11 protein-coding genes are annotated in these 13,594 nt (G+C 69.7%); all 11 read right to left on the bottom strand.

From position 1 onward, the window contains the following. Positions 1-875 (bottom strand): hypothetical protein (locus H293_RS0122405; RefSeq protein ID WP_020120080.1); only part of this gene is annotated, 875 nt, incomplete at its 3' end. A 266-nt stretch (positions 876-1,141) separates the two neighbouring features. Then, positions 1,142-1,477: an RNA polymerase-binding protein RbpA gene (locus H293_RS0122400; RefSeq protein ID WP_003957010.1), complete on the bottom strand. Its 336-nt coding sequence runs from the start codon at positions 1,475-1,477 to the stop codon at positions 1,142-1,144. Between the two features lie 215 nt (positions 1,478-1,692). After that, a complete protein-coding gene (gene secG / locus H293_RS0122395; RefSeq protein WP_020120079.1) occupies positions 1,693-1,923 on the bottom strand; it encodes a preprotein translocase subunit SecG in 231 nt (76 codons plus the stop codon). 103 nt (positions 1,924-2,026) lie between these two features. Continuing rightward, a complete protein-coding gene (gene tpiA / locus H293_RS0122390; RefSeq protein ID WP_020120078.1) occupies positions 2,027-2,803 on the bottom strand; it encodes a triose-phosphate isomerase in 777 nt (258 codons plus the stop codon). Between the two features lie 6 nt (positions 2,804-2,809). Further along, a complete protein-coding gene (locus H293_RS0122385) occupies positions 2,810-4,021 on the bottom strand; it encodes a phosphoglycerate kinase (RefSeq protein WP_020120077.1) in 1,212 nt (403 codons plus the stop codon). A 125-nt stretch (positions 4,022-4,146) separates the two neighbouring features. Beyond that, positions 4,147-5,157: a type I glyceraldehyde-3-phosphate dehydrogenase gene (gap, locus tag H293_RS0122380; protein WP_020120076.1), complete on the bottom strand. Its 1,011-nt coding sequence runs from the start codon at positions 5,155-5,157 to the stop codon at positions 4,147-4,149. 213 nt (positions 5,158-5,370) lie between these two features. Then, on the bottom strand, positions 5,371-8,322 hold the full coding sequence (locus H293_RS0122375) for a M14 family metallopeptidase (protein ID WP_020120075.1): 2,952 nt from the start codon (positions 8,320-8,322) through the stop codon (positions 5,371-5,373). 145 nt (positions 8,323-8,467) lie between these two features. After that, positions 8,468-9,457 carry a DNA-binding protein WhiA gene (whiA, locus tag H293_RS0122370; RefSeq protein WP_020120074.1) on the bottom strand — a complete coding sequence of 330 codons (990 nt, stop codon included), beginning with the start codon at positions 9,455-9,457 and terminating at the stop codon, positions 8,468-8,470. Next, a complete protein-coding gene (locus H293_RS0122365; protein ID WP_028808093.1) occupies positions 9,448-10,515 on the bottom strand; it encodes a gluconeogenesis factor YvcK family protein in 1,068 nt (355 codons plus the stop codon). Before H293_RS0122365 ends, whiA begins: the two co-directional genes overlap by 10 nt. After that, entirely contained in the window at positions 10,512-11,471 is a 960-nt protein-coding gene (rapZ, locus tag H293_RS0122360) for an RNase adapter RapZ (RefSeq protein ID WP_020120072.1), read from the bottom strand. The genes H293_RS0122365 and rapZ overlap by 4 nt, the downstream gene beginning before the upstream one ends. Then, positions 11,468-13,579 carry an excinuclease ABC subunit UvrC gene (gene uvrC / locus H293_RS0122355; protein WP_020120071.1) on the bottom strand — a complete coding sequence of 704 codons (2,112 nt, stop codon included), beginning with the start codon at positions 13,577-13,579 and terminating at the stop codon, positions 11,468-11,470. The genes rapZ and uvrC overlap by 4 nt, the downstream gene beginning before the upstream one ends. Between the last annotated feature and the right edge of the window lie 15 nt (positions 13,580-13,594).

The raw sequence follows: 13,594 nt of genomic DNA, 5'->3' as shown, positions 1-13,594 counted from the left end.
CCGATGGCGATCATCAGGGAGAGGCCGATCGCCGAGTCGAAGGAGTAGCGGCCGCCGACCCAGTCCCAGAACTCGAACATGTTGTCCGGGTCGATGCCGAAGTCCGTGACCTTCTCGGCGTTCGTCGACAGGGCGACGAAGTGCTTGGCGACGGCCTTGTCGTCGTGGAGTCCGGCGGGTCCGTCGAGCAGCCAGGTGCGGGCCGACGTGGCGTTCGTGATCGTCTCGATCGTGGTGAACGTCTTGGACGCGACGATGAACAGGGTCTCCGCCGGGTCCAGGTCCCGTACCGCCTCGTGCAGGTCGGCGCCGTCCACGTTGGACACGAAACGGAAGGTCAACTCCCGTGCCGTGTAGGCCCGCAGCGCCTCGTACGCCATCGCGGGGCCGAGGTCGGAGCCGCCGATACCGATGTTGACGACGTTCTTGATCCGCCTGCCGGTGTGGCCCGTCCACTCGCCGGAGCGCACCCGGTTCGCGAAGTCGCCCATCTTGTCGAGGACCGCGTGTACGCCCGGGACGACGTTCTCCCCGTCGACCTCGATCACCGCGTCGCGCGGGGCGCGCAGCGCGGTGTGCAGCACGGCCCGGTCCTCGGTCGTGTTGATCCGCTCGCCGCGGAACATGGCGTCCCGCAGGCCGAAGACGTCGGTCGCGGCGGCGAGTTCCCGCAGCAGCCGCAGGGTCTCGTCGGTGACCAGGTGCTTGGAGTAGTCGACGTACAGGTCGCCGACCCGCAGTGTGTACCCGGTACCGCGCCCGGGATCGGCGGCGAACAGCTCCCTGAGCCGCACCTCGCCGAGCTCCTCGCGGTGCTCGGCCAGCGCGGTCCATGCGGGCGTCCGGTTGAGCCTGGTACGGCCGTCTGCGTTCATGTCCGACTCCAGCCTTCTTTCGTGCCTGTCCCAGATGTGCCAACCTAGTTGATCACCGCGGGACGTCCGCCGTGGTGGCGCGGGCGTCCGGCGCACCCACAGGTACGTGCGCGCGGGGCACGGGTGTCAGCGAGACGGCGAACAGCACGAAGAAGGCGGCTGCGAGCAGGGCAGCCCGGCACCGGCCGCGGAGGGGCACGGTAACCCCGCACAGCCGTGAAACGGCTTCGGCCAGGTACCCCTCGGTACCCGGCCGGCTCTCGACGCTAGATCTCGCCCCGCAGTTTGGCGAGCGCCTCGGCGAGGATCGCCTCGCCGTCCGCGTCGCTGCGCCGCTCCCGTACGTACGCGAGATGCGTCTTGTACGGCTCGGTGCGCGGCGGGTCCGGCGGGTTGTCCCGGTCCTGTCCGGCGGGAAAGCCACAGCGCGGACAGTCCCAGGTGTCGGGGACCTGCGCGTCGCTGGCGAAGCTGGGCTGCGTCTCATGCCCGTTGGAGCACCAGAAGGAGATGCGCAGCCGGGGCGCGGACTCGCCCCGCTCGGCCTCGCCCATCGGCCCCGCCCCGACCCGGCTACCTCGGATCGCGTTGCCACTTGCCACGGTCGTAACTCCCTGCGTGATGGTGCCGCGAAGCGAGTCGGCGTTGTCGCTTCGTTGCGAGCGCCTCAGTCTACGTAAGGCCCAACGCGCGTCCAGTGATTGGAGTTACAGCCCCCGCACCTAGACGCAAGCCCCATGATAGGCCGCGCTCAGGTGCGCGTACCGAACATGGGGCCTTACGTGCGGAATGTACGTGCTGTGTGTGGCGTGGCCGCTCAGCTGTTCGTCTTCATGAGGAGACCGAGCACGATGATGCACGCGAACCACAGCAGACCGACCACGATGGTGATCCGGTCGAGGTTGCGCTCGGCGACCGAGGAGCCACCGACGGACGACTGCATGCCGCCACCGAACATGTCGGAGAGGCCGCCGCCCTTGCCCTTGTGCATCAGCACCAGCAGCATCATCAGCCCGCTGAAGACGATCAGGGCGATCGAGAACCCCATAACCACGGCTGGACCAACTCTCTCGGATTCGGATGAACGACGGGGGCACGGCCTTCAGGGCCATGCCCCCGCAAGGGTACGACGGATCGCCGCCAGGGCCTACTTACTGGTCCCGGAAGCGCACGATCTTGACGAACTCGTCGGCGTCCAGCGAGGCACCGCCGACCAGGGCGCCGTCGATGTCGGCCTGCGCCATGATCTCGGCGACGTTGCCGGCCTTGACGGAGCCGCCGTACTGGATACGGACCTGGTCGGCCAGCTCCTGGGTGTACAGCTCGGCGATCTTGCCGCGGATGGCGGCGCAGACCTCCTGGGCGTCCTCGGCGCCGCAGACCTTGCCGGTGCCGATGGCCCAGACGGGCTCGTAGGCGATGACGACGGACTCGGCCTGCTCGGCCGGGAGGTCCTTCAGGCCGCCCTCGACCTGGGCGAGGGTGTGGGCGACGTGGTTGCCCGCCTCGCGGACGTCCAGTTCCTCGCCGACGCACAGGATCGGGGTGAGGCCGTGCTTGTAGGCGGCCTTGACCTTGGCGTTGACGAGCTCGTCGGTCTCGGCGTGGTACTGGCGGCGCTCGGAGTGGCCGACAGCCACGTACGTGCACTTCAGCTTGGCCAGCATCGAGCCGGAGATCTCACCGGTGTAGGCGCCCGAGTCGTGCGCCGAGAGGTCCTGGGCGCCGTACTTGATCTTGAGCTTGTCGCCGTCGACCAGGGTCTGCACGGAGCGCAGGTCGGTGAAGGGCGGCAGGACGGCGACCTCGACGGCCTCGTAGTCCTTGTCGGCGAGTGCGAAGGCGAGCTTCTGGACGTGCGCGATGGCCTCGAGGTGGTTGAGGTTCATCTTCCAGTTGCCCGCCATGATCGGCGTGCGAGTGGTCATGCGGGGTCAGTCCTCCAGTGCGGCGAGGCCGGGGAGCGTCTTGCCCTCGAGGTATTCGAGGGAAGCGCCGCCACCGGTCGAGATGTGGCCGAATGCGTTCTCGTCGAAGCCCAGGATCCGGACGGCCGCGGCGGAGTCGCCACCGCCGACGACCGTGAAGGCCGAGGAGTCGAGGAGAGCCTGGGCGACCGCCTTGGTGCCCTCGGCGAACTCGGGGTGCTCGAAGACGCCCATCGGACCGTTCCAGAAGACGGTGGCCGCGTCGGTGATCTTCGAGGCGTACAGCTTGCCGGACGCCGGGCCGATGTCCAGGCCCATCCGGTCGGCCGGGATGGCGTCGGCGGCGACGGTGGTGGCGTCGGCCGGGGCCTTGGTCTTCAGATCCGGGAACGCGGGCGCGACCACGGCGTCGACCGGCAGGACCAGCTCGACGCCGGTCTTCTCGGCGCGCTCGATGTACTCCAGGACCGCCGGGATCTGGTCCTCCTGGAGGAGGGAGGCGCCGACCTCGTGGCCCTTGGCCTTGAGGAAGGTGAAGGCCATGCCGCCGCCGATGAGGATGCGGTCGGCCTTGCCGAGCAGCTGGTCGATGACGGCGAGCTTGTCGGAGACCTTGGCGCCGCCGAGCACGACCACGTAGGGCCGCTGGACGTCGTCGGTGAGCTTCTTCAGGACGCCGACCTCGGTGGCGATGAGGTAACCGGCGTAGTGCGGCAGCCGGGCCGGGAGGTCGAAGACCGAGGCGTGCTTGCGGTGGACCGCGCCGAAGCCGTCGCCGACGTACGCGTCCGCGAGGGCGGCCAGCCGGTCGGCGAACTCGCCGCGCTCGGTGTCGTCCTTGGACGTCTCGCCGGCGTTGAAGCGCAGGTTCTCGATGACGGCGACCTGGCCGGGCTGCAGGCCGTTCACGGCGTCGTGGGCGGCGGGGCCGACCGTGTCCTGGGCGAACGCGACCGGGGCGCCGAGGAGTTCGGCGAGCCGCTCGGAGGCGGGAAGCAGGGAGAAGGCCGGGTCCGGGGCGCCCTTGGGACGGCCCAGGTGCGAGGCCACGACCACCTTGGCGCCCGCGTCCGCGAGGGCCTTGACGGTGGGCAGGACAGCGCGGATGCGGCCGTCGTCGGTGATGAGGCCGTCGGCGAGCGGCACGTTGAGGTCGGCGCGGACGAAGACCCGCTTGCCGTCCACGCCTTCGGCGAGAAGTTCGTCGATCGTCTTCATGAGGGAACTCCTGGTGAGGGTGCTCTGATCGTACGAGAGCTGATCCGAACGTGAGTCAGGGCCCGGACGGCGCGTCCCTGCGCCGCCCGAGCCCTGCTCTCACATCAAGGTGCCTGCTCTGTGGATCAGAGCTGGTTGCCGACGAAGACCGTGAGGTCGACGAGGCGGTTGGAGTAGCCCCACTCGTTGTCGTACCAGCCGAGGATCTTCACCGTGTTGCCCTCCTGGACCATGGTCAGGGAGGAGTCGAAGGTGCAGGACGACGGGTCGCCGACGATGTCCGAGGAGACGATCGGGTCCTCGGTGTAGGTCAGGAAGCCCTTGAGGTCGCCGTCGTCGGAGGCCTTCTTGAACGCGGCGTTGACCTCGTCCTTGGTGACCTCGCGCTGCAGCGTCACGACCAGGTCGGTGGCCGAGCCGGTCGGGACCGGGACGCGCATCGCGATGCCGTCCAGCTTGCCCTTGAGCTGCGGGAGCACCAGCGCGGTGGCCTTCGCGGCACCCGTGGTGGTCGGGATGATGTTCTCGGCGGCGGCGCGGGCGCGGCGCAGGTCCGAGTGCGGGAAGTCCAGGATCCGCTGGTCGTTCGTGTACGCGTGGACCGTCGTCATCAGGCCCTTGACGATGCCGAAGTTCTCGTCGAGAACCTTGGCCATCGGCGCCACACAGTTGGTGGTGCAGGAGGCGTTGGAGATGACGTGGTGGTTGGCCGCGTCGTACTTGTCCTGGTTGACGCCCATCACGATGGTGATGTCCTCGTCCTTGGCCGGAGCCGAGATGAGGACCTTCTTGGCGCCGCCGGCGATGTGCTTCTCGGCGTCGGCCTTCTTCGTGAAGATGCCGGTCGACTCGATGACGATGTCGACGCCCAGCTCACCCCACGGGATGTCGGCGGGGTTGCGCTCGGACAGCACCTTGATGGTGTGGCCGTCGACGGTGATCGTGTCGGCGGTGTGCGACACCTCCGCCTTCAGGCGGCCCAGGATGGTGTCGTACTTGAGCAGGTGAGCGGTGGTCGCGGTGTCACCCAGGTCGTTGACAGCCACGATCTCGATGTCAGCACCCTGCTCCAGCAGCGCGCGGAAGTAGTTACGACCGATGCGGCCAAAGCCGTTGATGCCTACGCGGATCGTCACGAACCGATCTCCTCGTTGGTACGCCGGTTGTGAGACCGGCGAGCTGTATGGGATGTCCCCGACCACCCCCGACCCTACCTCCCTGAGCCCCGCGTGGTGACATCGAGATGCCCCATACACGGCAGGGCGGTCCGTACCCGCCAGTAGGGGTACGGACCGTCCCGGACCGAAAGCTCCGGTCACCCGAAATGACTCCATCGAGTCACGCGGGGTTCACCCGCCGATGGCCGCGAGCGCCTTGGCGAGAACGGCCTTGCGGTCGGCCGCCGCGGTGACGTGCTCCAGGCCGAAGCCCAGCAGAACGGTGTCGTCCGTGGTGACCGCGCCGTACGTCTTGAACAGCTCTCCGGCGCGCCCCCAGTCCGTCACGACCGCGGGGCTGCCCGCGGGCGGCCCGGGCACGGTCCACGCGCCGAGCGAGGTCTCGAAGCCCTCGGTGTCCACGGCCTGGCCGCCGACGACGACGGAGGTGTTGTCGAGGAGCACACCGCGCCCGCCGGACCCGGGGTCGGTGATGTAACTGAACGACACCTCGACCTTCTTGCCCGCGTACGCGGAGAGGTCGAAGGAGACCTCCTGCCAGCCCGCCGACGATCCGGTGAGGCTGTTCCACTGGCCGCTGGTGCCGGAGGCCGTGCAGCCGCCGGTGCCCTGGGTCAGATACCGCTTGAGCGCCGGGTGGGCCGCGATGAAGAACCCGGCCTCGCACTCGGCGGGCACGGCGGTGCTGGTGGCGCCGTTCTTCTCGGGGAGCGTGGTCCAGTCCTCGGCCCCTGCGGTGTGCGCCTCCAGGACGGCGTGGTCGTAGCCCTCCTCGGTGTCCCACAGCATCCGGGTGCGCAGGGCGGGTGCCTGCGCGGCGGTGACCTGGGTGAGGTCGATGGTGCGGGTGAGGCGGTTCCAGGCGTAGTCGCTGTGCGTGACGGCCGCCATGGAGGCGCCCTCGTACGGTCCGTACGGGTTGGGCGTGCCGGGGTAGGTGCCGGCTCCCGCGCTCGCGAACTGCGGGAAGGTCGCCGCGGGCAGGTTGTCCGAGGTGACGCTGAAGGACCCGGCCGCGTCCAGCGGGTTGCCGGGGGCGGCGCCGAGGGTTCCGGTGGCCCCGGAGAGCTTGCCGGTGCCCTGGAAGGCCGTCGCGCCCGGCAGGGTCGTACGGGTGTAGGCGCCCAGGTAGTACTGGCTGAAGTCGTTCGACAGGGTGCCGCCGCCCAGGTCGACGCTGCCGCCGGCCCGCTCGCCCGCCTCGATCAGCTTGCCGCCCTCGTTCAGGAAGGCGCGCAGCTGGAGCTGGGTGGGGTTGCCCGGGACGGTCGCGCCCGTGTAGTGGACGACCGACTTGAAGTGGTCCAGGACCCCGAGCGCGTCGGGCGCGCCCTGCGTGGCGACGTTCCAGACGATCGCCTTGCGTCCGGCCGCCTTCAGCGCGTCCACGTACGTCTGCGCCTGTGTGGCGGTCGCGCCCTCCTCGGCGACCACGAGCACGTCCGCCCGCGGCCGCTCGGCCACGGTGTAGGTGAAGTGCGTGCTGGAGGTGGGTTTTCCGCTCTTCGGCCGGCCGGTGAACCAGACCTCGACCTTGTCGCCCGGGTCGGCGTCCTCGACCTTGGCCCGGTACTCGTCGAAGTAGAGGTTGTCGTCACCGCCGTACGTCTCGCCGCCCTTCCACGCCCTGAGCGTCTCGTCCTGCGTACGGCCGCCGTTGACGCGGTACTTGAGCTCCTTGTCGCGCAGGGCCCTGCGTACGACGACGGAGACCTCCTGGTCCGCGCCGCGCGCGTAGGAGGTGGTGAACGTCTTCGGGGTGAAGTCGGCTGCCTTCAGGCCGAGCGAGGACTTCGGCTGGTCGGGCCGCGCCGCGGACTCGGCGACGGAGAGCGCGAAGGGGATGTTCTTCTCGAACTCCTGCTGGATCAGCTTCTCGTCGTCCGGGAAGTTGAAGACCGACTGGCAGTCGGCCGCGTTCCACTGGTCGTTCGGGTCGAGGTCCGAGGCGGTCTGGCAGGTCGACATCTCGGGGGTGAACATCGCCAGCCCGTTGACGTTCGACGCGTGGCCGTCCGCCTCGCCGTTGGTGGTGTACAGCTCCGAGGAGACCTGCGGGCGGTAGCCGGGGATCGCCGAGTTGTCCGGGGTGCCGGCGAGCGCCTTGTACATGACGTCGTCGGGCGTGTCGGTGGCCACCTGCCAGCCGACTCCGTAGAGGAGGAGCTCGGCGGCGGAGTGGTAGTTGATGCCGTACGTGAAGCCGATGCGCTTCTCGAAGGCGTCCAGGGCCTTGGTCTCGGGCTCCGAGGACGGGGCCGCGCCGCGGTAGGTCTCGCTGGTGGGGTTGGGGGACGAACCCTCGTTGTCGTAGCCCCACTTGTAGGAGAAGTTGCGGTTCAGGTCGACGCCGTCGCCGACGCCGACGGTGCCGTCGCCGTTGTTGTCGCGCAGGTTCTTGCGCCACAGGCGGTTGTCGTCGTTCTGGAAGGTGTAGTCGTAGCCGTCGGGGTTGGCCGACAGGACGAACCACAGCTCCGTGGAGTCGACGATCTTCTTGAGCCGCTTGTCGGTCTTGTAGCCGTCCACGTAGTAGTGCAGCAACCGCCGGGTCATCTCCGGCGTGATCCACTCGCGCGCGTGCTGGTTGGACATGTAGAGGACGGAGGGCTTGGCGCCGTCCTTGGACTTCTTCGCGTTCTTGGTCAGTTTGAGCGCGAGGATGTCCTTGCCGTTCACCGTCTTGCCGATGGAGACGACCTTGGTGAGACCGGGGTTGGCCCGGGCGGTCGCGAGGATCTCCTCCTGGAGGCCGCCGCTTGCGCTGTACGGCCGGAACACGCCCTCGGCCGCCTTGTCCACGCGGGCCTCGGCCTTGGCGGTCAGGGTGTGCTCGGTGAGTTCGACGCCCTGCTTCTCGAGCTTTCGGGCTTCCTGGTCGGTCAGGTAGACCTCGACGGTCGCGGTGCCCTTCGCGGGCACCTGCTCGCTCAGTTCGTGGCCGTCCTGCCCGGCCGCCAGCAGCAGGGGTACCTGCCGGCTGGTGACCTCGGCGCGGAAGACCTTGACTTCGTTCGGATCAGGAGAAGCTGCGCCCTGCGCGGCATGGGCGACGGGCGCGAGGCCCGCGCCGCCGAGCAGGAGTGCGCCAACAGCGAGGATCGGTCTCGCTCTTCGTCTCATGAGCCCCCCTTGCGGTGGTCCGCCACAGCAGCGAACAGATGCCAGGCTCATGACAGTTCATGATCCAGTCAAGGGTGCCTCACGGATGCGCAAACGCCGGTGCCGACACCCAAGTGGGCGTCGGCACCGGCGTGCTGAAGGGCGGTCAGCCGACCAGGTTGTCGGCCATCTCCTCCGTGATGCTGGACTCCGTGCCAGGAATGCCGAGGTCCGAGGCGCGCTTGTCGGCCATGGCCAGCAGCCGGCGAATACGACCGGCGACGGCGTCCTTGGTCAGCGGCGGGTCGGCGAGCGCGCCCAACTCCTCCAGGGAGGCCTGCTTGTGGTCCATCCGCAGGCGCCCGGCGGCCGCGAGATGCTCGGGCACGTCGTCGGCGAGGATCTCCAGGGCCCGCTGGACCCGCGCTCCTGCGGCGACGGCCGCGCGCGCGGAGCGGCGCAGGTTGGCGTCGTCGAAGTTGGCGAGACGGTTCGCCGTGGCCCGCACCTCGCGGCGCATCCGGCGCTCCTCCCAGGCGAGCACCGACTCGTGGGCACCCAGACGGGTGAGCAGGGCACCGATCGCGTCACCGTCCCGGACGACCACGCGGTCCACACCGCGGACCTCACGGGCCTTTGCGGCGATCGAGAGCCGGCGGGCGGCGCCGACCAGCGCGAGCGCGGCCTCAGGGCCCGGGCAGGTCACCTCCAGGGAGGAGGAGCGGCCGGGCTCGGTGAGCGAACCGTGCGCCAGGAAGGCCCCGCGCCAGGCGGCCTCGGCGTCACAGGTGGCGCCGGAGACGACCTGCGGGGGCAGGCCCCGGATCGGTCGGCCCCGGCCGTCGACCAGGCCGGTCTGGCGGGCCAGCTGGTCACCGCCGGCGACCACCCGGACGACGTAACGCGAACCGCGGCGCAGTCCGCCCGGTGCCATCACGATCAGTTCAGAGCTGTGGCCGAAGATCTCCAGGATGTCCCGCTTGAGTCTGCGGGCCGCCATCGCGGTGTCCAGCTCCGCCTCGATCACAATGCGCCCGCTCACCAGGTGAAGGCCGCCGGCGAACCGCAGAATGGCGGAGACCTCCGCCTTTCTACAGCAGGTCCGGGTGACGGGGAGCCGGGAGATCTCGTCCTTCACCGCTGCCGTCATCGCCATGGGCCGATCCTTCCATGCATCCGAAAAATACGGTCGTACGCGGCGGCCAACAGCTCCGGGTCGTGCCTCGGGGTTCCGTCGGGCCGGGCCACCGGCGCCAGCTCGACCGCGGCGCCGAACCGCTTGGCGGCATCGGTCAGCGAATCGCGGTCGGGCACGGCGGCCTGGTCGGCCAGCACCACGTCCAGGGCGAGTTTAGGGGCGTGTCGTCCCAAAACCTCCAAATGACGCTGCGGGGAGAAGCCATCGGTTTCTCCCGGCTGCGGTGCGAGGTTCAGGGAGAGTACCCGGCGCGCCTTCGTCTGGGTGAGCGCGTCCAGGAGTTCGGGCACCAGCAGGTGCGGGATGACCGAGGAGAACCAGGAGCCCGGGCCGAGGACCACCCAGTCCGCGTCCCGGACGGCCTCGACCGCCTCGGGGACCGCGGGCGGGTCGTGCGGCACCACGTGCACGGACTGCACCTCGCCCGGGGTCAGGGCCACGGTCGCCTGCCCCCGCACGGTGTCCACGTCCTCGGGCCGCTCCGGATCGTGCCCCTTGACCAGGGCCTGGAGCTCCAGGGGTACGGCGGACATGGGCAGCACGCGCCCGTGGGCGCCCAGCAGCCTGCCGACCAGGTCGAGGGCCTGGACATGGTCGCCGAGCTGCTCCCACAGGGCGACGATCAGCAGATTGCCGACCGCGTGTTCGTGCAGGTCGCCCTTGGACTGGAAGCGGTGCTGGATGACCCGGGCCCAGGTCTGGCCCCAGTCGTCGTCGCCGCACAGCGCGGCCAGCGCCTTGCGCAGGTCACCGGGCGGCAGCACGCCCAGTTCGTCGCGCAGGCGCCCGCTGGAGCCGCCGTCGTCGGCCACGGTGACGACGGCGGTGAGGGCGCCGGTGATCCGGCGCAGGGCGGCGAGCGAGGCGGACAGGCCCATGCCGCCGCCGAGCGCGACCACCTTGGGCTGGGCACCGCGGCGGCGCGGTTTGGCGCCGCGGGCCTCGACGGGACGGCTCACGCGCCCCTCCGGGACCGCCCGGCGCAGCCTGCTCAGCCGGGAAGAACGTGCTGTCATTCCCGTCCCATGTCCCGGTGTACGACCACCGTCTCCACGCCCTCGGCCGCGAGGCGCGCGGCGAGCTTCTCCGACGTCGCCACCGAGCGGTGCTTGCCGCCGGTGCAGCCGATCGCGATGGTCACGTACCGCTTGCCCTCGCGGCGGTAGCCGGCCGCGACCAGGCGCAGCAGCTCGGCGTAGCGGTCGAGGAACTCCTTGGCACCGGGCTGGTTGAAGATGTACGCCGACACCTCCTCGTTGAGGCCAGTGAAGGGGCGCAGCTCCGGGACCCAGTGCGGGTTGGGCAGGAACCGCATGTCCGCGACCAGGTCGGCGTCGACCGGGAGGCCGTACTTGAAGCCGAAGGACATGACGGTGGCGCGGAGCTCGGGCTCCTCCTCGCCGGCGAACTGAGCGTCCATCTTGGCGCGCAGCTCGTGGACGTTGAGGCTGGAGGTGTCGATGACCAGGTCGGCGTCGCCGCGCAGCTCGCGCAGGAGCTCGCGCTCGGCGTCGATGCCGTCGACGATACGGCCGTCGCCCTGCAGGGGGTGCGGGCGGCGCACGGACTCGAAGCGGCGCACCAGGGCCTCGTCGGAGGACTCCAGGAAGACGATCCGCCGCGTGACGTGCTTGGCCTCCAGGTCGGCGAGGGACTCGCGGAGGTTGTCGAAGAAGCGCCGGCCTCGGACGTCCACGACCACGGCGATCCGGGCGACATTGCCCTGCGAGCGGGCGCCGAGCTCCACCATGGTGGGGATCAGCGCGGGCGGGAGGTTGTCGACGACGAACCAGCCGAGGTCCTCCAGGCACTTCGCGGCGGTCGAGCGGCCGGCACCGGACATGCCGGAGATGATCACCAGTTCGGGGATGGCCGCCTCCGGGACTCCGCCCGCGTCGAGGCTCGCGCCCGTGCCCACCTGTGCGTCGTCTCCGCTCTGGTCCTGTCGTTCTTCGTGCTCGTTCACATTCATGTCTCCTGCCCCCGTCGTTCGTCCGGGGCGCCCGCCGTCACGGGGTCCCCACCGGAACCCGTGGTGCCGGGTTCCTCCTCACCCATGATCTCTCCAGTCGCCGTGTTCACGGCGGGCGCGGCCGGGGCCGCCTGGGCGAGGGCCACGGCGATCGTCTCGGCCGTCTTGCGGCCTATGCCGGGGACCTCGCAGATCTGGTCGATGGTGGCGGATCGTAGTTTCTTCAAGGACCCGAAATGTTTCAGCAGGGCCTGCTTGCGCGTGTCCCCGAGCCCGGGGACGTCGTCGAGCGGACTCGACCGGAAACGCTGGGCACGCTTGGTGCGCTGGTAAGTGATCGCGAAGCGGTGGGCCTCGTCACGGACCCGCTGGAGAAGGTACAGGCCTTCGCTGCTGCGGGGCAGCACGACCGGGTCCTCGTCGTCCGGCAGCCAGACCTCCTCCAGCCGCTTGGCGAGGCCGCAGACGGCGATGTCGTCGATGCCGAGCTCGTCCAGGGCCCTCTTGGCGGCGGCCACCTGGGGCTGTCCGCCGTCGACGACGACCAGCTGGGGCGGGTAGGCGAACTTCTTGGGGCGGCCGTCGTCGTCCTTGAGGCCGTTCTCGGAGGCGTCCTGGTGGCCGGTCCCGGAGACGGCCGGGATGTCGTTGCCGGAGGCGTCCTTCAGATCGGCCTGGGAGGCGTCGTCCACCCACTCGCCCGTCTTCTCCTTCTCGGCCAGGTACCGCTTGAACCGGCGGGAGATCACCTCGTGCATGGACCGGACGTCGTCCTGGCCGGCGAAGCCCTTGATCTGGAAGCGGCGGTACTCGCTCTTGCGCTGGAGCCCGTCCTCGAAGACGACCATGGACGCGACCACGTCGTCGCCCTGGAGGTGGGAGATGTCGTAGCACTCGATCCTGAGCGGGGCGCTGTCGAGGTCGAGGGCCTCGGCGATCTCCTCCAGGGCACGCGAGCGCGTGGTCAGGTCGGAGGCGCGCTTGGTCTTGTGCAGGGCGAGCGCCTGGAGGGCGTTGCGCTGCACGGTCTCCATGAGGGCCTTCTTGTCGCCGCGCTGCGGGATGCGCAGGGAGACACCCGAGCCGCGGCGCTCGGCGAGCCACTCCTGGACCGGCTCGACCGGTTCGGGCAGGGCGGGGACGAGGACCTCCTTGGGGACCGAGTCGCCCCTCTCCTCGCCGTAGAGCTGCTGGAGGGCGTGCTCGACGAGGGCGCCGGTGGTGATCTCCTCGACCTTGTCGGTGACCCAGCCGCGCTGGCCGCGCACGCGTCCGCCGCGCACGTGGAAGATCTGGACGGCGGCCTCCAGCTCGTCCTCGGCGACCGCGATCAGGTCGGCGTCGGTCGCGTCGGCGAGCACGACGGCGCTCTTCTCCATGGCCTTCTTCAGGGCCCCTATGTCGTCGCGCAGGCGGGCCGCCCGCTCGTACTCCATCTCCTCGGCCGCGTCCGTCATCTGCTTCTCCAGACGGCGGATGTAGGTGCCGGTGCGGCCGGCCATGAAGTCGCAGAACTCCTCGGCCAGATCGCGGTGTTCGTCGGCCGAGACGCGGTCGACACAGGGCGCCGAGCACTTGCCGATGTAGCCGAGGAGGCAGGGGCGGCCGGTGCGGGCGGCGTTCTTGAAGACGCCGGCGGAGCAGGTGCGGACGGGGAAGACGCGCAGGAGGAGGTCGACGGTGTCGCGGATCGCCCACGCGTGCCCGTACGGCCCGAAGTACCGCACTCCCTTGCGTTTGTGGCCGCGCATCACCTGCACGCGCGGGAACTCCTCGTTCATCGTCACCGCGAGGTACGGGTAGCTCTTGTCGTCGCGGTACTTGACGTTGAACCGGGGGTCGTACTCCTTGATCCAGGAGTACTCCAGCTGCAGGGCCTCGACCTCCGTGGACACCACCGTCCACTCCACGGACGCGGCCGTGGTCACCATGGTGCGGGTGCGGGGGTGCAGGCTCGCCAGGTCCTGGAAGTAGTTCGCCAGGCGCTGACGAAGGCTTTTCGCCTTTCCGACGTAGATCACCCGGCGGTGCTCGTCGCGGAACCTGTACACCCCGGGTGTGTCCGGGATCTCCCCTGGTTTGGGGCGGTAGCTGGAGGGGTCGGCCATGTCTCACACCCTACT

It is taken from the genome of Streptomyces canus 299MFChir4.1 (assembly GCF_000383615.1).
GTDB classification, from domain to species: Bacteria; Actinomycetota; Actinomycetes; order Streptomycetales; family Streptomycetaceae; genus Streptomyces; species Streptomyces canus_C.
Note: the sequence above shows the minus strand (reverse complement) of the source record. Positions and strands in the feature narration are given on the sequence as shown.